General features: G+C 70.2%; 19 protein-coding genes. 3 read left to right on the top strand and 16 right to left on the bottom strand.

What is annotated here, in order from left to right; all coding sequences use genetic code 11:
- Window positions 1-145: 145 nt before the first annotated feature.
- The 6 genes from AB0B28_RS19320 to AB0B28_RS19295 form a co-directional block, all read right to left on the bottom strand.
- Complete coding sequence (locus AB0B28_RS19320; RefSeq protein ID WP_360123104.1) at window positions 146-2527, bottom strand: excinuclease ABC subunit UvrA; 2382 nt, start codon at window positions 2525-2527, stop codon at window positions 146-148.
- Window positions 2528-2659: 132 nt separating this feature from the next.
- Window positions 2660-3070: a VOC family protein gene (locus AB0B28_RS19315; RefSeq protein WP_360123101.1), complete on the bottom strand. Its 411-nt coding sequence runs from the start codon at window positions 3068-3070 to the stop codon at window positions 2660-2662.
- Window positions 3071-3080: 10 nt separating this feature from the next.
- Window positions 3081-3455, bottom strand: coding sequence for a helix-turn-helix transcriptional regulator (locus AB0B28_RS19310; protein WP_360123191.1), 375 nt, complete (start codon window positions 3453-3455; stop codon window positions 3081-3083).
- Window positions 3456-3565: 110 nt separating this feature from the next.
- Window positions 3566-4207: a response regulator transcription factor gene (locus AB0B28_RS19305; RefSeq protein ID WP_360123098.1), complete on the bottom strand. Its 642-nt coding sequence runs from the start codon at window positions 4205-4207 to the stop codon at window positions 3566-3568.
- Window positions 4204-5430, bottom strand: coding sequence for a histidine kinase (locus AB0B28_RS19300; RefSeq protein ID WP_360123095.1), 1227 nt, complete (start codon window positions 5428-5430; stop codon window positions 4204-4206). The genes AB0B28_RS19305 and AB0B28_RS19300 overlap by 4 nt, the downstream gene beginning before the upstream one ends.
- 117 nt (window positions 5431-5547) lie before the next feature.
- Complete coding sequence (locus AB0B28_RS19295) at window positions 5548-6024, bottom strand: VOC family protein (RefSeq protein WP_360123092.1); 477 nt, start codon at window positions 6022-6024, stop codon at window positions 5548-5550.
- 124 nt (window positions 6025-6148) lie between these two features.
- Between AB0B28_RS19295 and AB0B28_RS19290 the strand changes: the two genes are divergently transcribed.
- Window positions 6149-6514 (top strand): DUF1801 domain-containing protein, encoded by a 366-nt coding sequence (locus tag AB0B28_RS19290; RefSeq protein ID WP_360123089.1) that lies wholly within the window; start codon window positions 6149-6151, stop codon window positions 6512-6514.
- Between the two features lie 25 nt (window positions 6515-6539).
- Window positions 6540-6791, top strand: coding sequence for a hypothetical protein (locus AB0B28_RS19285; protein WP_360123086.1), 252 nt, complete (start codon window positions 6540-6542; stop codon window positions 6789-6791).
- Window positions 6792-6867: 76 nt separating this feature from the next.
- Here AB0B28_RS19285 and AB0B28_RS19280 read toward each other — a convergent pair whose 3' ends face one another.
- Window positions 6868-8061 carry an MFS transporter gene (locus tag AB0B28_RS19280; RefSeq protein WP_360123083.1) on the bottom strand — a complete coding sequence of 398 codons (1194 nt, stop codon included), beginning with the start codon at window positions 8059-8061 and terminating at the stop codon, window positions 6868-6870.
- A gap of 59 nt (window positions 8062-8120) precedes the next feature.
- On the opposite strand from AB0B28_RS19280, the gene AB0B28_RS19275 reads away from it, so the two are divergent.
- On the top strand, window positions 8121-8507 hold the full coding sequence (locus AB0B28_RS19275; protein WP_360123080.1) for a MerR family transcriptional regulator: 387 nt from the start codon (window positions 8121-8123) through the stop codon (window positions 8505-8507).
- 119 nt (window positions 8508-8626) lie between these two features.
- Here AB0B28_RS19275 and AB0B28_RS19270 read toward each other — a convergent pair whose 3' ends face one another.
- The 9 genes from AB0B28_RS19270 to AB0B28_RS19230 form a co-directional block, all read right to left on the bottom strand.
- On the bottom strand, window positions 8627-10546 hold the full coding sequence (locus tag AB0B28_RS19270; RefSeq protein ID WP_360123077.1) for a primosomal protein N': 1920 nt from the start codon (window positions 10544-10546) through the stop codon (window positions 8627-8629).
- 60 nt (window positions 10547-10606) lie between these two features.
- Complete coding sequence (locus tag AB0B28_RS19265; protein ID WP_360123074.1) at window positions 10607-11578, bottom strand: polysaccharide lyase; 972 nt, start codon at window positions 11576-11578, stop codon at window positions 10607-10609.
- 108 nt (window positions 11579-11686) lie between these two features.
- On the bottom strand, window positions 11687-12880 hold the full coding sequence (gene metK / locus AB0B28_RS19260) for a methionine adenosyltransferase (RefSeq protein WP_360123071.1): 1194 nt from the start codon (window positions 12878-12880) through the stop codon (window positions 11687-11689).
- Between the two features lie 117 nt (window positions 12881-12997).
- Window positions 12998-14188, bottom strand: a complete 1191-nt coding sequence (gene coaBC, locus AB0B28_RS19255) for a bifunctional phosphopantothenoylcysteine decarboxylase/phosphopantothenate--cysteine ligase CoaBC (protein WP_360123068.1) — start codon at window positions 14186-14188, stop codon at window positions 12998-13000.
- On the bottom strand, window positions 14189-14461 hold the full coding sequence (gene rpoZ, locus AB0B28_RS19250; RefSeq protein WP_360123065.1) for a DNA-directed RNA polymerase subunit omega: 273 nt from the start codon (window positions 14459-14461) through the stop codon (window positions 14189-14191).
- Between the two features lie 55 nt (window positions 14462-14516).
- On the bottom strand, window positions 14517-15128 hold the full coding sequence (gene gmk / locus AB0B28_RS19245) for a guanylate kinase (RefSeq protein WP_360123062.1): 612 nt from the start codon (window positions 15126-15128) through the stop codon (window positions 14517-14519).
- Window positions 15129-15148: 20 nt separating this feature from the next.
- The gene (mihF, locus tag AB0B28_RS19240; RefSeq protein ID WP_136528615.1) at window positions 15149-15472 is read right to left on the bottom strand and encodes an integration host factor, actinobacterial type; all 324 of its coding nucleotides are present in this window, start codon (window positions 15470-15472) and stop codon (window positions 15149-15151) included.
- Between the two features lie 148 nt (window positions 15473-15620).
- Entirely contained in the window at window positions 15621-16538 is a 918-nt protein-coding gene (gene pyrF, locus AB0B28_RS19235) for an orotidine-5'-phosphate decarboxylase (protein WP_360123059.1), read from the bottom strand.
- A 13-nt stretch (window positions 16539-16551) separates the two neighbouring features.
- On the bottom strand, window positions 16552-17622 hold the full coding sequence (locus AB0B28_RS19230) for a quinone-dependent dihydroorotate dehydrogenase (RefSeq protein ID WP_360123056.1): 1071 nt from the start codon (window positions 17620-17622) through the stop codon (window positions 16552-16554).
- Window positions 17623-17642: the final 20 nt, after the last annotated feature.

Below are 17642 nucleotides of genomic sequence, written 5' to 3'. Positions count from 1 at the left end.
GGTCTAGTGGTTCGGTTGATCGGTTCAGAGGTTCATTACTTGACTAATGAACCATAGCACGAGAGCGCCCGGGAGCGGAAGCCCCCGGGCGCTGGTTCGAGCTTGAAGTTGTAGACCGCAACGGAACCCGTTGCGGGCCTTGGGATCAGGCCTCTACATACGCGGCGAGGTGTTCGCCGGTGAGCGTGGAGCGGGCCTTGACGAGGTCGGCGGGCGTGCCCTCGAACACGACCTTGCCGCCGTCGTGGCCCGCACCCGGGCCGAGGTCGACGATCCAGTCGGCGTGGGCCATGACCGCCTGGTGGTGCTCGATGACGATCACCGACTTGCCCGCGTCGACCAGGCGATCGAGCAGGCCCAACAGCTGCTCCACGTCGGCCAGGTGCAGGCCGGTGGTCGGCTCGTCCAACACGTACACGCCGCCGGACTCCCCCATGCGGGTGGCGAGCTTGAGGCGCTGGCGCTCGCCGCCGGAGAGCGTGGTCAGCGGCTGGCCGAGGCTGAGATAGCCCAAGCCGACGTCGGCCAGGCGCGAGAGGATCTTGTGCGCGGCCGGGAGCTTGGCGTCCCCGTCCTTGAAGAACGCCTCGGCCTCGGTGACCGGCATGGCCAAGACCTCGCTGATGTCGCGACCGCCGAGCTTGTACTCGAGGACCGCGGCCTGGAACCGCTTCCCGCCGCAGGCCTCGCACGTGGACTCCACCGTGGCCATGATCCCGAGGTCGGTGTAGATGACCCCCGCACCGTTGCAGACCGGGCAGGCGCCTTCGGAGTTGGAACTGAACAGGGCGGGCTTGACGCCGTTGGCCTTGGCGAAGGCCTTGCGGATCGGCTCCAGCAGCCCGGTGTAGGTGGCCGGGTTGGAACGGCGCGAGCCGCGGATGCCGCTCTGGTCGATCGAGACGACCCCCTCCTCGGGGATCGAGCCGTGGATCAGGGAGCTCTTGCCCGAACCGGCGACGCCGGTGATCACGCAGAGCACGCCCAGCGGGAGGTCCACGTCGACGTCCTGGAGGTTGTTGGCGCTGGCGCCGCGCACTTCGAGCGCCCCGGTGGGCTTGCGGACCTCGTCCTTGAGGCGGGCGCGGTCGTCGAGGTGGTTGCCGGTGAGGGTGCCTGAGGCGCGCAGGCCCTCCACGGTGCCTTCGAACACGACCTCGCCGCCCTTGGTGCCCGCGTGGGGGCCGATGTCGACCACGTGGTCGGCGATCGCGATGGCCTCGGGCTTGTGCTCGACCACCAGGACCGTGTTGCCCTTGTCGCGCAGGCGCAGCAGCAGGTCGTTCATGCGCTGGATGTCGTGCGGGTGGAGGCCGATCGTGGGCTCGTCGAAGACGTAGGTGACGTCGGTGAGCGAGGAGCCGAGGTGGCGGATCATCTTGGTGCGCTGGGCCTCACCGCCGGAGAGGGTGCCCGCGGGCCGGTCGAGCGAGAGGTAGCCCAGGCCGATCTCGGTGAACGAGTCGAGGAGATGCTGGAGGCCGCCAACCAGCGGGGCCACGGACGGGTCGTCGACCTTGCGGATCCAGTCGGCGAGGTCGGAGATCTGCATCCGGCACAGGTCGGCGATCGACTTGCCGTTGATCTTGGAGGAGCGGGCCTCGGCGGCCAGGCGGGTGCCCTCGCACTCGGGGCAGGACTGGAAGGTGACGGCCCGCTCGACGAACGCGCGGATGTGCGGCTGCATCGCGTCGACGTCCTTGGAGAGCATCGACTTCTCGATCTTGGTGATGAGGCCCTCGAAGGTGACGTTGACGCCCTCGACCTTGATCTTGGTGGGCTCCTTGTAGAGCAGGTCGTGGAGCTCCCTCTTGTTGAACTTCTTGATGGGCTTGTCGGGGTCGAAGAAGCCGCAGCCGCGGTAGATCCGGCCGTACCAGCCGTCCATCGTGTACCCCGGGATGGTGAGCGCGCCCTCGTTGAGGGACTTCTCCTCGTCGAACAGGGCGGTGAGGTCGAAGTCCTGGACGCGGCCCATGCCCTCGCAGCGCGGGCACATGCCGCCGAGTCGGTTGTAGGTGGCCTTCTCGGCGATCGACTTGCCGCCGCGCTCGACCTTGATCACGCCGCTGGAGGTCACCGACGGGACGTTGAACGAGAACGCGTCGGGCGGGCCGATGTGCGGGTCGCCCAAGCGGCTGAAGAGGATGCGCAGCATCGCGTTCGCATCGGTGGCGGTGCCCACAGTGGAGCGCGGGTTGGCGCCCATGCGCTCCTGGTCGACGATGATCGCCGTGGTCAGGCCGTCGAGGAAGTCGACCTCGGGGCGGGCGAGCGAGGGCATGAAGCCCTGGAGGAACGCGCTGTAGGTCTCGTTGATCATCCGCTGCGACTCGGCGGCGATGGTGTCGAACACCAGCGAGCTCTTGCCGGAGCCGGACACGCCGGTGAAGACGCTCAAGCGGCGCTTGGGGATCTCGACGCTCACGTTCTTGAGATTGTTCACGCGCGCGCCCTGCACGCGGATCAGGTCGTGGCGGTCGGCGAGGTGGGGCTTAATCGCCGGTGGCTTCGCAGCCTTGCTCATGTTCGCTCCAAGTCACTTGTGGGCTGTGCGCGGCCGCGCCGGCCCGGGGTTTCACTCGGTGGGTGGGGAGACACCGTACCCCCGGGGTACGACACTCGGCGGCGCCCGATCGGTTGCCGGGCGCCGCGAGGATCACTGGGCTTGGTTGAGCCGCACCATGTTGCCCGCGGGGTCGCGGAACGCGCAGTCGCGCACGCCGTAGGGCTGGTCGGTCGGCTCCTGGAGGACCTCGGCGCCGGTGGCGCGGACCTGCTCGAACGCGGCGTCCACGTCGTCGGTGGAGAGGATCACGCCGCGCAGGAGGCCCTTGGCCAGGAGCACCGCGGCGGCCTCCTTGTCCTCGTCGGAGGCGTTCGGGTCGGCGACGGGCGGCTCCAAGACCACGTCCACGTCGGGCTGGTCGGGCGAGCCGACGGTGACCCAGCGCATGCCCTCGAACCCGACGTCATTGCGGACTTCGAAGCCCAAAGCGTCGCGGTAGAAGGCCAGCGCCTTGTCGTGGTCGTCGACGGCGATGAAGGTGGTGGAAACGTTGATGCTCATGAAACCCATGCTAGGTGCGGGTGGAGGGCTTCGCTTCTCCATTCCTGACCGGTCTGGTGTAGATCTTGGCGACGCAGGCGGGGATGGTCGCGCCCTCGTCGTGGCCGCGGGCGCGGTAGGCGCTGGGGCTCTCGCCGACCAGTTCGGTGAAGCGGGAGCTGAACGAGCCGAGGGAGGTACAGCCGACCGCGAAGCAGACTTCGGTGACGGAAAGGTCGCCGCGGCGCAGGAGGGCTTTGGCGCGTTCGATGCGGCGGGTCATGAGGTAGTTGTAGGGGGTCTCGCCGTAGGCGGCGCGGAAGGACCGCGAGAAGTGCCCCGAGGACATGAGGGCGACGCGCGCGAGCGCGGGGACGTCGAGGGGCTGCGCGTAGTCGCGGTCCATGGTGTCGCGGGCCCGGCGCAGCCGGGCGAGGTCGGCGAGGTTGGCCTTCACCCTTCAACGATGGCACACGCGTGTGACGGGAGCCCGCGATCAGCGCTCCCGTGTCGTTCTCAGACCAGGCCGCCTTCGTAGGCGGCGATCACGGCTTGGGTGCGGTCGCGGACGGCGAGTTTGGTGTAGACGCTGCTCAGGTGGGTTTTGACGGTCTCGCGGCCGAGGTAGAGCTCGGCGGCGATCTCGGCGTTGGACAGGCCCCGGGCGGCCAGGACGAGCACTTCGCGTTCGCGTTCGGAGAGGTCGGCGATGCCTTTGGGGGCCTTGCGGGCGGGCGCGGCGGCGGCGAGGCGGCGCACGGCCTCGGGGAACAGGAGCGCGTCGGTGCGGGCGACCAGGCGCACGGCGGCGAGGAGGTCTTCGAGGCGGGTGCGTTTGAGCAGGAACCCGTCGGCGCCGGCGCGCAGCGCCTGCCACACGTAGTCGTCGTTGTCGAAGGTGGTGACGACGAGGATCTTTGGGGGCGCTTCGAGTTCGGCGACGATGCGTTCGGTGGCCTGGATGCCGTCGACTTTGGGCATGCGCACGTCCATGAGGATGACGTCGGCCTTGCCGGAGCGGGCGATGGCGAGCGCGTCGACGCCGTCGGCGCCTTCGGCCACGACCTCCAGGTCGGGTTCGGCGCCGATGATGGCGGCGAACCCGGAGCGGATCAGGGCCTCGTCGTCGACGAGGGCGATGCGCAGCGGCGCGGTCATGGGCGGCCTTTCGGTTCGGTGGAGGCGAGCGGGACGGCGGCGGTGACGGTCCACCGGCCGGGGGTCCAGGCGGTGTCGGCGGTGCCGCCGAGGACGGCGGCGCGTTCGGCCATGCCGATGAGGCCCCTCCCGCCCGCGCGTCCGCGGGGCCTGCGGGCGGCGGGGCTGACGACGCTGACGCAGGCGTCGCGCTCGCCGATCGCGACGGTGACGGCGGCGCGGGGCTCGTCGGCGTGGCGCAGGACGTTGGTGAGCGATTCCTGGACGATCCGGTAGGTCTCGCGGGAGGCGAGGCGTCCGAGGGCCTCGCGGTCGCCGGTGACGGTGAGGTCGACGTCGACGCCTGATTCGGCCGCGAGCGCTTCGAGGTCGGTGAGGTCCCGTTGGGGGCCGCGGTGGTCGTCGCGATCCTCCCGGAGCGCGCCGATCACGGCGTCGAGTTCGGCGAGCGCGCCACGGGCGGTGTCGCTGACGGCGTTCATGGCCTGGGCGGCGAAGCCGGGGTCTGAGTCGATGACGCGGGCCGCGGCGGCGGACTGGATGGCGACCACGGAGAGGGCGTGGCCGACCGAGTCGTGCAGTTCGCGGGCGATGCGGTTGCGGGCGGCGAGGCGGGCGGCCTCGGCGCGGGAGGCGGCGAGGCGGTCGGCGGCGCCTTGGCCGAGGAGGCGCGGCGCGAGGGCCTTCATGCCACGGATGGAGGCGGCCACGATCGCGACGAGGCACACGAGGTAGGTCGGGCCGGTGAGCAGGCCCCAGACGACCGTGGAGTCGGAGTAGAACGCGGGCGCCTCGTCGATGACCCCGAAGGTCAGGCCCGCGCCGAAGAAGATCAGGTAGGCCGCGAAGGGGATCACGGCGAGCGTGAGGCCCGAGAGGAGGCCGCCGACGGCGGCGTGGAGGGTGAACCAGGCGCCGGTGCGCCAGCGCGAGTTCCAGGAGTCCTCGTCGGCGGGCGAGGCGAACTCGGCGGCGAGGAGGCGGCGGGCGGCCGTGCGTTCGACTTCGCGGTCGGGCAGGAGCAGCGAGGCGGCGGCCACGAGCGGGAGGACGGCGAGGTAGACGCGGGGGTCGAGGATGCCGCTGAATCCGGCCGCGGGGTCGATGAAGCTGTGGACGACGGCGCCGACCATCATGAACGGCATCATCAGGGCGCCGCCGAGGATGACCCACACCCAGCCGCGGTAGGTGGCGCGGGACCAGAGCGGGGCGAGGAGGCGCATGGGGCCATTGTGCCAGCGGCGGACGGTGTTCACCGGTCCAGCTTCGCGCGTCCTCGGGGCCGGCGCCTCCCTCGGGGGTGCGGCCCCGGTCCCCCGTGCGGGGGACCGGGCGGGCCGCTATTTGCCCCCGTAGGCGTCCTTGAGGGCTTGGAGGTCGATCTTCTTCATCTGGTACATGGCCTGGACGGCGCGCACGGCGGCGTCCTTGTCGGGGCCGCCGACGTACCGGTCGGCCTCGGTGGGCCAGATCTGCCAGTTGACGCCCCACTTGTCGGCGATCCAGCCGCACTGGATCTCCTTGCCGCCTCCGGCGAGGATCGCGTCCCAGTAGCGGTCGACTTCGGCCTGGTCGTCGCAGTTGACGAGCAGGGACATCGCGTGGTCGTGCTTGGCGGAGTCGTCGCCGTTGATGGCGGTGAACGACTGCCCGGCGAGGTCGAAGTTGACGACCATGGCCTGGCCGGGGGTGCCGTGGGCGTCCTCGACGAACGGGATGGTGCTGGTGATCTTCGCGTCGTCGAAGAGCCCGGCGTAGAAGTCGACGGCCTCCTCGGCGTCGCCGGTGTACCAGATGTTGGTGACGATCTTCTGCATGATGGCTGCGTCCTTCCGAAGTGAGCCGCATCGAAGTCGCGGCCGTGTTCCGATTGCATCAGTTGAGACGAGCCCGCGCGCCGAAACTCATCGGCGGCGCACGCGGCGGCGCTACGTTTGGGGCATGGTGAGCAGCGCAGCGGCGACGGTGGACGAGTACCTGGCCGAACTCCCCGAGGACCGCCGCGAGGTCGTGACCGCGATCCGCGACGTGATGCGGGCCGAACTGACCGACTTCCGCGAGGTCATGGCCTACGGGATGCCCTGCTACGAGCACGAGGGCGTGACCGAGGTCGGGTTCGCGTCGCAGAAGCGGTACATCTCGGTGTACCTGCTGCGGACCGACCTCAAGGAGGCGTTCGCCGAGCGCCTCGCGGGCCACGACATGGGCAAGGGCTGCCTCAGGTTCTCCAGCCCGGGCAAGGTGGACCTCGACCTGGTGCGCGACCTCGCGAGGGCGACGGCGGCCGCGCCGGGTCCCGTGTGCTGAGCGTCCGGGCTGCTATACATGAACGGTGATCGACCGGGTTCGGACCGCGTTGGCGGCCATGGTGTGGCGCATGCAGGCGCTCACCATGTTCGGGTACATGGGCGTCGTCTCACTCATCGGCGTGGAGGCCTTGATCGTGGTCCTCGGGTTCACCACGGTCCTGCCGATCGCGATCCCGTTCGTGCTCATCGCGCTCGCCGTCGGGTACTTCTTCCGCGAGCGCCTGCGCGGCCTGTGGAGGTCGGTGCGGCGCCCGCGGACGGGTGAAGCGGAGTGAATCGCCTGCGGGCGAGTGCCCTCGAGGCGGCGAGAAACCCAGGTGTGGCCCGCGCTCTGCGTATGCGGCCCTCGCGCTAACGCGGGAACGCGTGCCTGCGCGACAGCACCGCCAGGGCCACGATCGGGACGGTGAGCGCGGCCATGAGCCAGGCCAGCGCCACCGGGCCGTGCCAGGCGAGCACGAGGCCGCCGAGCGCGCCGCCCGCGGCGGTGGCCGCGTTCCACAGCGTCACCACCAGGGCCTGGACGGCGTCGGCGGCTTTGGCTCCGGCCTGACCGGCCGCGGTCTGGAGGAGTGTAGGCAGGCCGCCGTGGCCCAGGCCCCACAAGGCGATCGCGACGTAGACCAGCGCGGGCTGCTCGGCGAACACCGCGAGGGCGGCAGCGGCGATGCCGGTCAGGGCCAGGGTCGCGATCGTCAGGGCGCGCAGCCTGCGGTCGATGTGCGCGCCGACGATCCAGATCCCGGCGATCGCGGCCAGGCCGAACACGAGCAGGATGCGGTCGATCGAGCCGCCCAGGCCCGCGCGCTCCAGGAACGTCGCGATGTAGGTGTACAGCAGGTTGAACGCGACCACGTAGACCGCGATCACGGCCATGATCGCGGGCACGCCGGGGATCCGCGCGGCGCGCAGGACCGGGACGCGGTGCTCGGGGCGCTGGCCGGGGAAGTCGGGCACGATCGCCCAGATCCACACGATCGCGGCGACGGCGAGCGCGGACATGACGCCGAAGGCCTCGCGCCAGCCGAAGGCCCCGCCGATGAACGTGCCGACCGGGACGCCGAGGGCCAGTGCGAGCGGGATCCCGGCCATGACGATCGCGATGGCCTTGCCTTGCAGGGCGGGCGGGGCCATGCGGCGCGCGTAGCCGACCATGAGGGCCCACGACAGGCCCGCGGCCATGCCCGCGACGAACCTCGCGCCCATGGTGAGCGCGTAGTCGGAGGAGAGGGCGGTGACGGTGTTGGCGACGACGAACCCGGCCATCGCGATGAGCAGCACCGGTTTGCGGCCCCACCCGGCGGTGAGGGTCGACAGGGGGATCACGGTGAGAGCGGTGCCGATCGCGTACACGGTGACCGCCTGGCCCATCGCCGACTCGCTCACCCCGAGCGAGGCGCGCATGCCCGGCAGGAGCCCGGCGGGCAGGGCCTCGGTGATGACGGTGATGAACACGGCGGTGCTGAGCGCGAGGAGCCCGAACACGGGCAGCCGCTCGGGCGCGGCGGTGTCGGCGGCGGGCCCCGGGAGGGTCGTTTCGGTCATCCCTGAAGGGTCTAACCTTGACACTAATGTCATAGTCCACTCGAAGTGAGGCAGCGCACATGAGAATCGGCGAGCTCGCGAAACACACCGGCGCCTCCCCGCGCCTGCTGCGCTACTACGAGCAGCACGGCCTCATCGCCGCTGAGCGCTCCCCCAACGGCTACCGCGACTTCGGCGACCACAACATCGACCGCGTCACCCAGATCCGGGGCCTCCTCGAAGCCGGCGTCCCCGTCAAGATCATCAAGCAGATCCTCCCCTGCCTCGGCGGCCCCCGCGACATCTACTTCCCCGACCCCGAACCCGACATGCTCGCCCTCCTCGAAGAGCAACGCGACCGCATGACCCGAAAAGCCGAATGCGTCCTCAAGAACAGAGACGCCATAGCCGCCTACCTCGACCGCGTCCGCAACCCGGAGGCAAGCCCCGGCGGCGATCCTGTGTAGACTCCGCCCTCGAGCCCCTCAGACGCCCCGCTGCCCGAACCCGAGCCCCGACGATGAGGCCCTCCGCGACGAGATCGACTGGATCTTCGCCAACACCGACCTGCACTGAACCCGCCGGGTCAGGCGATTTCGCGGGGGTCTATTTGGATTCTCACCGGGTCGGCTTTGGCGGAGGCTCGTTCGGCGGTGGCTTTGGCGAGGGTCGAGGCCAGGGCGGCGCCGTCGCGGCGGCGGACTCTCAGGAGGAGGCGTTCAGTGTGCTCGTCGACCGGGATCGGGCCGATGGCCTCGACGCCGAGGTCGGAGGGGAGGTCGGCGGCGAGCTTCTCGGCCTCGCCGTTGGGGCCGGTCAGGGCCGCGAACTTCATCACCGGCGGGAACCCGAGCTCGGCGCGCTCGGCGAGTTCGCGCGCGGCGAACCAGGCCGGGTCCCAGCGCAAGAGCGCTTGGACGACCGCCAAGCCGCCGTCGGCGACCACCACCGCGGTCCCGTCCGGGCGAGCGAGGGCGATCGCGTTCATCCAGCGGCGCAAGGCCTCTTCGGACGCGGTCAGCTCGGCACGGGTGAGCAGCGCCCACGTGTCGAGCAGCAGCACCGCGCCGTAGCCTTCCAGCGCAAGGGGTTCGACCCCGGGGGTGGCGACGACGACGGCCGCGCCGCCTGGGGCCGCATCAAGGCGCTCCGCACCGGTCGACTCGACCACTTGCACGCCCGGGAACGCCTGCGCGAGTTCTTCGGCGGTGCGCTCGGCACCGATGATGACCGCGCGGACACGGCCCGAACCGCATTCGGCACAACGGAAGTCGACCATCGTGCCGCACCAGCCGCATACGGGGGCGCGGCGCGCCCCCAGGAGCCGCAGCGGACCGGAGCAGTTCGGGCACGCCGCTCGGGTACGGCAGCGCTGGCACGAGACGGCCGGAACATAGCCGCGCCTGGGGACCTGGACGAGGACGGGACGGTCGGCCGCGAGGGCAGCTCGGGCGGCCTCCCAAGCGACCGTGGGGAGCCGGGCGGTACCGCCGGAGGGGTCGCGTTCGAGGTCGGCCTCGTCGCCGATGGGGACGATTCGCGGTGTGGCGCTGCGGATCTCGTCCCTGGGGGCGGTCATGTCGACGGCCCACCGGGTCTCGACCAGCAACTGCGCTTGCGGAGTGCGGCCGTAGCCGCCCACGAGACAGGCCGCGTCGGCGAGGTTCGCACGGGTCAGGATCACTTCGCGCGCATGGGGATAGGGTGCGTGTCGGTCCACATGCGACTCGTCCCCGTCGTCCCAGATCGTGACCAGCCCGAGATCGGCCACAGGAGCGAAAGCGGCGGCGCGGGTCCCCGCAACGACGCGGACCTCGCCGCGCGCGGCCTTCAGGAAGGCCCGGTAGCGCTTGGTCGGCCCCATCTGAGCCGAGAGCGTGACATGCCGATCCGGCCCGAGCACGGCCGCGAGCGCGGCATCGAGGCGATCGAGGTCGGCCTGGTCAGGCACCACGAGGACCGCACCACGCCCGGCCGAAGCGGTCGCCGCAGCGGCCTCGGCGAATCGTGCGGGCCAGTCCTCCCCCGCGAGCGCGCCCCACACTGCCTTCGGCGACTTGGTCTCCCGCAACGCGCGTAGAAATGCCTCGCCCGCGTTGTACCTCCGCCAAGCCCGCGAATCGGGCGCGGCCACCGGCAGCGCCTCCCCCACGGCCTCGGCCTCAACCCGAACCCGCCGCTCAGGCACCGCCAGTCGCAGCACATCAGCGAGCGTCCCGGCATACCGATCGGCCACAGCCCGAGCGAGCCGAGCGACCTCGGCACTGACCACGACCTCAGGCGAGACGAGGTCGGAGACCCACAACAGCTTCCCGGTGAAGTCCGTAGACGGCTTCACCTCGATCACGAACCCGGAAACCTTCCGACTCCCGAACCGAACCTTCACCCGACACCCAGGTCTCACCTGGTCGGCAAGATCCTCAGGAATCCGATAGTCAAAGAGCCGATCGAGCTGCGGCAAAGCCTGATCAATACAGACCGCCGCAATCCCCGAAGACTCACCCATCCGACAAACGTACCGGCCCCCACCGACGAACCGAGGGCGCCCGGTCGAACCCAGGGGGCGTCAGCGCGAGCGCCGGGTGCGGGTCGCGGGAGGATCGAACGTGACCGCTGGGGTCGGGTGCCCCGAGTCGTGCGACGGCGCGGCGGGCGCAGCAGCGCATGGCGGGGCCCACCCCGTGGGCATGACCGACGCGCAGGTGGTGCCCACCGCGATGTTGTCGTGGAAGACCGCCCGCTTGTCGACGTCGCTCACCGCACCGCCGTTCCAGCCCGGCTTGTAGATGCCCCATTTGATGTAGCCGCTGTCGTGGTTGTCGTTGTAGGTGTTCGGGCCGTCGTGGTGCGCATACGCCCAAGTGGGATTGCCGCTCGTGCGCTTCCACACTTCGATCTCGCCCGAGGCGTCATAGGCCCAGTCGAAGCGGAACACGAAGTCGGTCCACTGGCCGAGTGCGAGCGATCCGAGGCCGAGGTGGGTCTTCGCGATCGTCTCGGGGGTCGTGCACGGGTTCGGGTCGGAGTTGACGCGCAGACGCCACTCGCCGCCGTTGTGCGGGTGGACCGCCAGGAAGGCGCTCGGCGTCTTCGTGGGCTCGCAGGGCTCGGTCCCCTTGGGCGTGTTGTGCCACTGGAAGACGATGTCCTCGGTCAGGCTGTCGTACTCCCAGGTGCTGGGGAGATAGACGCTGAAGGCGTAGTAACGGGTGTCGCCCACGCCGAACCGCGCAGGCGGGAAATGCAACGCGTCGCTCTCGGCGCGCATGCCACCGGCCTGCGGTTCGTCGCCTTGGCGCAGCTCGTGATGCACGGAGGCACCGCTGTCGCGACCTGAGCTGGCGATCTTGACCGAGTACGGGGCGAACTTGTTGTGGTCGATGTCTGGGTATCCGGACTTGATGTCGCCGTTCTCGAAGTCGGCGAACAGCAGCGAGTTCGGGTCGGCGCCATCGGCGTGTGCGCTGGAGGGGACGACCCCGGCGGCGATGACGCCCAGAGCGACGGTCAACGCGGCCAGCGTGGCACGGAGTTTCACGAGGGGTGCGGCCTTTCCTCATTGGGGGCACAGGTGAGACCGCATCATATCGAGCAGGAGCGAACGCCGGAGCCCCCGCCGCATCGCGGCGGGGGCTCCGGTCGGGGCCTAGTTGACGGCTTCTTTTAGGGCTGCTGCTCGGTCGGTTGCTTCCCAGGTGAATTCGGGGAGTTCTCGGCCGAAGTGGCCGTAGGCGGCCGTCTTGGAGTAGATGGGGCGGATGAGGTTGAGGTCGCGGATGATGGCGGCGGGGCGGAGGTCGAAGACGTCGAGGACCGCGCGTTCGATGCGGGCGGGGTCGACCGTGCCGGTGCCGAGGGTGTCGACGGCGAGGCTCACGGGCTTGGCCTTGCCGATGGCGTAGGCGACCTGGACCTCGCAGCGTTCGGCGAGGCCGGCGGCCACCACGTTCTTGGCGACCCAGCGGGCCGCGTACGCGGCGGAGCGGTCGACCTTCGAGGGGTCCTTGCCGCTGAACGCGCCGCCGCCGTGGCGGGCGTAGCCGCCGTAGGTGTCGACGATGATCTTGCGGCCGGTCAGGCCCGCGTCGCCCATCGGGCCGCCGATCTCGAAACGGCCGGTGGGGTTGACCAGGAGCTTGTAGTCCTCGATGTCGAGGTCGAGCCCCGAGACGACCGGCGCGATCACGTGCTCGGCCACGTCGGGCGCGAGCAGCGAGTCCAGCGAGATGTCCGGGGCGTGCTGGCTGGAGACCACCACGGTGTCCAGGCGCACCGGACGGTTCCCGTCGTATTCGATGGTGACCTGGGTCTTGCCGTCCGGGCGCAGGTACGGCACGGTGCCGTCCTTGCGGACCTCGGTCAGGCGCTGCGACAGGCGGTGCGCCAGCGCGATCGGCAGCGGCATCAGTTCAGGGGTCTCGCGGCACGCGAACCCGAACATCAGGCCCTGGTCGCCCGCGCCCTGGAGGTCGAGCTCGTCGAGCTCGGCGGAGTCCACACGGGACTCCCAGGCCTTGTCGACGCCTTGGGCGATGTCGGGGCTCTGGCCGCCGATCGAGACGTTCACGCCGCACGAGGCGCCGTCGAAGCCCTTCTTGGACGAGTCGTAGCCGATCCGCAGGATCGTCTCGCGCACGATGCGGGGGATGTCGGCGTACGCGTGGGTCGTCACCTCGCCCGCGACATGCACCTGACCGGTGGTGATGAGGGTTTCGACCGCCACCCGACTTCCGGGGTCCTCGCCCAGCAGGGCGTCCAAGATCCCGTCGGAGATCTGGTCGGCGATCTTGTCCGGGTGGCCCTCAGTGACCGACTCGGAGGTGAACAGGCGACGTGCCACGGCACTCCTCAACACACATCCACGCCGCCAAGCGGCGCTATTCGACTGACTTCGCAGCTCACAAGTCTATGCGCTTCCGATCTTCCCACCAAGTCGCCGCGCAGGACCGAGGCGGTGTCAGTCCCGTCCACCCACCGGGAGACGTGCGGATACGGCGTCCCAGATGGCGTCGGCCACGGACTCCTTGGAAGCGGCCTCGCGAGCGTCGACCACGCCACGTTCGTCGAAGATCGTGACCGAGTTCTCGGTCGAACCGAACACGGCCCCGCCTGAGACGTCGTTGAGCACCACCAGGTCGGCGCCTTTGGCGGCGCGCTTGGACTGGGCGTGCTCGACACCGTCGTGGGTCTCGGCCGCGAAAACGACGAGGACCTGGTCCTCGCCCTTGGCGGCGCCGACGGCGGCGGCGATGTCGGGCGTCGAGGTCAGCGACAGGTCGATGTCGCCCTTGCGCTTGAGCTTGCGGTCGGCGGCGGCCTTCGGCTTGAAGTCGGCGGGCGCGGCCGCCAGGACCGCGGCGTCGGCTTCGGCGGCGGCCTTGACGGTGGCCTCGTAGAGCTCACCGGTGGTCGAGACGCGCTCGACTCTGACCCCCGCGGGCAGCGGCGCGTCGATGTGCGCGGCGATGAGGTGCACGTCGGCGCCGCGCGCGGCGGCCGCGGCGGCGATCGCGATGCCCTGGCGGCCCGAAGAATGGTTCCCGATGAACCGCACCGGGTCGATCGGCTCGCGGGTGCCGCCGGCCGAGACGAGTACCTTGCGGCCCACCAGGTCGCGCGCCGGGGAGGACAGGAAGCCCTTGAGCAGGGCGTACAGCGCCTCGGGCTCGGGAAGGCGGCCGGGGCCGGTGTCGGCGCCGGTCAAGCGGCCCGAGTCGGGTTCGACGACGTGGACGCCCCTTTCGCGCAGCGTCGCCACGTTCGCGACGGTGGCCGGGTGCGCCCACATCTCGGTGTGCATCGCCGGAGCGAAGACCACCGGGCAGGTCGCGGTCAAGAGCGTGGAGGTCAAGAGGTCGTCGGCGCGGCCCGAGGCCGCGCGGGCCAACAGGTCGGCCGTGGCCGGGACGACCGCGACGAGGTCGGCCTCGCGGCCGAGGCGCACGTGCTTGACCTCGGACACGTCCGAGAACACGCCGGAAGCCACCGGGTGGCCCGACAGGGCCTCCCAGGTGGCTTCACCGACGAACTTCAAGGCTGCCTCGGTCGGAATCACGTGCACGTCGTGGCCGGATTCACGCAGGAGGCGGAGCAGAATACAGGCTTTGTAGGCGGCGATGCCGCCTGACACGCCCAGGACGACGTTCAACTACGCCTCGGGGTCGTCGAAGGCCTTCGTCTCGAGGAGGCCCCGGTCGAGCTCGCGCATGGCGATCGACAGCGGCTTCTCCTCGGGAGTGGTCTCGACGAGGGGGCCGACGTACTCCAGCAGGCCTTCGCCGAGCTGGGAGTAGTAGGCGTTGATCTGACGGGCCCGCTTGGCCGAGTAGATGACCAGCTGGTACTTCGACTGGCTCTTCTCGAGCAGGTCGTCGATCGGCGGGTTGGTGATGCCGACCGGGTCGGCGACAGTCCCTGACACGTGTAATCCTTCGTGTGCGACTCGTGGTGCTCAGAAGTCTCCGACAGCCGCGGGGCTAACCGCGGCTCGCGAGTTTCGCCGTGGCGAAAGCGGGAGAACTGAGCAACTCTACCAGTTCTGCGGCCGCTTGCTCGATCGACACGTTCGTGACTGTGTGATCGAACTCGGCCTCAGAGGCGAGTTCCTGACGGGCGGCGCCCAGGCGGCGCTCGATCGTGGCCGCGTCCTCGGTCCCCCGCCCGGTGAGGCGGCGGACGAGCTCGTCCCACGACGGCGGGGCCAGGAACACCAGCTGCGCGTCGGGCATCGCCCGGCGGACCTGGCGGGCCCCTTGCAGTTCGATCTCCAGCAGCGCCGGGAGTCCGGCGCGCAGGCGCTCCTCGACCGGGCCGCGGGGGGTTCCGTAGAGGTTCCCCGCGTAGGAGGCCCATTCAAGGAACTCCCCCGCGGCGATCATCGACTCGAACTGCTCGGTCGACACGAAGTGGTAGTCGGCGCCGTCGACCTCACCCGGGCGCGGCTTGCGGGTCGTGCAGCTCACGGAGAGCCAGACCCACGGGTAGTACTCCTGGATGAGGGCCTTGACGCTGCCCTTGCCCACTCCGGACGGGCCGGAGAGCACTGTCAGGCGCTGGGCGAGGGCCGCGTGATGACGATCGATGCTCACTCGACTACTACTACCCGAACTTAGGCCTGGTCGCCCTTGAATTCATCCAGAAGCGCGGCGCGCTGGTGCTCGCCGAGGCCGCGCAGCCGACGGGAGTCGGCGATCTTGAGCTTCTCCATGATCTGGGTGGCGCGCTTGTCGCCGATGCCCGGGAGGGCCTTGAGCACGGCCGAGACCTTCATCTTGCCCGAGATGTCGTCGGTGGCAGCGGACTTGAGGACCGCTTCCAGGGTGGTCTCGCCCGACTTCAGCTTCTCCTTGAGCAAGGCGCGGGCCTTGCGGGCCGCGGCGGCCTTCTCAAGGGCTGCGGCGCGCTGTTCCGGAGTCAGTTTAGGGAGCGGCACGGGGTCTCCTTGCAGTCGTGGTTTTCGTCCCTGTGGACCTTGACGTGCGGGTATCGGTGAAGCATACCCAGCTCGGGAACGGTAACCCCAGGGTCCGACACGCCTGCGACCGGGGGGCGGGCATTTCCGGAGCCCCGAAATCCCCGGTTTATTCCCCCATCGCGGATCGGCATTCGTCCTGGAGGGCCGCCGCGGCGGCGCGAATGCTCGCTACGGCGGGTCCCGGCTGCGCGATTTGTCGCGAATAGGACGGGATTGCGAAGCTCGCGGCGGCGCCGAGGACGCGCGGAAGATCACTCGGCTTCCCGCCTTGGGCGCCCATGCCCGGGACCAGGATGGGGCCGTTGAACTGGGACAAGTCGTGAGCGGAGTCACGTTGGCTTGCGGTGGTGTGGGTGATTCCGTAAGTCGACTCACGCAGGCGGGCCTCGCCTTCGGCGGCGCACGCACCGATCGTGGCGCCCATGACGATCCCGAAGGAGCCCATCGGGTCGGCGCCGGCGTTGCGCTCTTCGACCTCGTCGATGACGCTCTGCGCCACCGACTTCCCGTCGCGGCGCTTGGCCATCTGGACCTGCTTGCCCTCGGGGTTGGAGGTGCGGGCCAGCACGAACAGGCCCTTGCCGTGGGCCGAGGCCAGGTCGAACGCGGGCTGGAGCGAACCGGTCCCCAGATAGGGGCTGACGGTGATCGCGTCGACCGCCAGCGGCGAGGCCGGGTCGAGGTAGGCCTGCGCGTACGCGGCCATCGTGGAGCCGATGTCGCCGCGCTTGACGTCGAGGATCACCAGGGCCCCGGCGCGGCGGCATTCGGCGATCACCCGTTCGAGCAGGGCCACGCCGCCCGAGCCGAAGCGTTCGAAGAACGCCGACTGCGGCTTGATGAACGCGCATTCCTCGGCGAGCGCCTCGGCGAGCGTCATCGCGAAGCGCTCGGCCCCGGCGAGGTCGTCGTCCAGGCCCCAGTGCTGGAGCAGCGCGCCGTGCGGGTCGATCCCGGCGCACAGCGGGCCGCGCGAGCGCGACAGGTGGTGGGCTCGGGTACCGAAGTCCTTGGCAGTGGGCATTGGCGATCCTTCGCTAGGGGGTGTGGACGCTGCGGCGGGCGCCGCCGGCCTTGTAGCGGCGCACGCTGCGGCGCACGAGAGCGGGCCCTGAGTAGATGAGCCCGGAGTAGATCTGGACGAGGCTGGCGCCCGCGTCGAACATGGCTTTGGCGTCGTCGGCGGTCATGACGCCGCCCGAGCCGATGATCGGGAGCCGCCCGCCGGTCTCGGTGTGGACGAAGCGCACGATCTCGCGGGAGATCTCGGTGAGCGGCCTGCCGGACATGCCGCCCGGTTCGGCGGCCACGGCGTCGTCGACCGGGTCGACCCGGTCGCGGCCGATCGTGGTGTTGGTCGCGATCACCCCGGACACCCCGGTCTCCAGGCAGACCTCCAAGAGTTCGGCCATCGCCGGTTCGGTGAGGTCGGGGGCGATCTTGACCAGGATCGGGCGCGGGGTGCGCCCGGCCGCGAGGCGTTCGCCCTCGGTCCGCAGCGAACCGAGCAGGTGGCGCAGGGACGCTGCGTCCTGGAGCTGGCGCAGACCCGGGGTGTTGGGCGAGGACACGTTGACCGCGAAGTAGTCGGCGAAGGGGTAGAGGAACCGCATCGACTGGAGGTAGTCCTCGACCGCGCCATCGAGGGGCACGACCTTGGACTTGCCGATGCTGATGCCCAGCGGGCAGTTGACCGCGGGCGCGGCGGCCAGGCGGGCCGCCAGGGCCTGCGCGCCGTCGTTGTTGAAGCCCATGCGGTTGACGATGCCCTCCGAGCGCGGCATCCGGAACATCCGGGGCGCGGGGTTGCCGGGCTGGGGCTGAGCGGTCACGGTGCCGATCTCGGCGAAGCCGAAGCCGAGCGCGGGCCACGCGCCGAGAGCGCGGCCGTTCTTGTCCATCCCGGCGGCCAGGCCGATCGGGTTGGGGAACGGGATGCCGCACACGGTGACCGGGGCACTCACCTGGTTGAGCTTGATGAGCGCGTTGCGGGCCTGGCGTTGGGAGGACAGGCGGGAGAGCCAGCGCAGCGTGGTGTCGTGCGCTTTCTCGGCGTCGCCGCGTCCGATCCTGAACAGGACCGGTCGGGCCAGTTTCTGATACAGCATGTTCGTTCCTGTATACGTCA

The sequence above is a fragment of the Glycomyces sp. NPDC046736 genome (assembly GCF_040645615.1).
Lineage (GTDB): Bacteria > Actinomycetota > Actinomycetes > Mycobacteriales > Micromonosporaceae > Glycomyces.
Note: the sequence above shows the minus strand (reverse complement) of the source record. Positions and strands in the feature narration are given on the sequence as shown.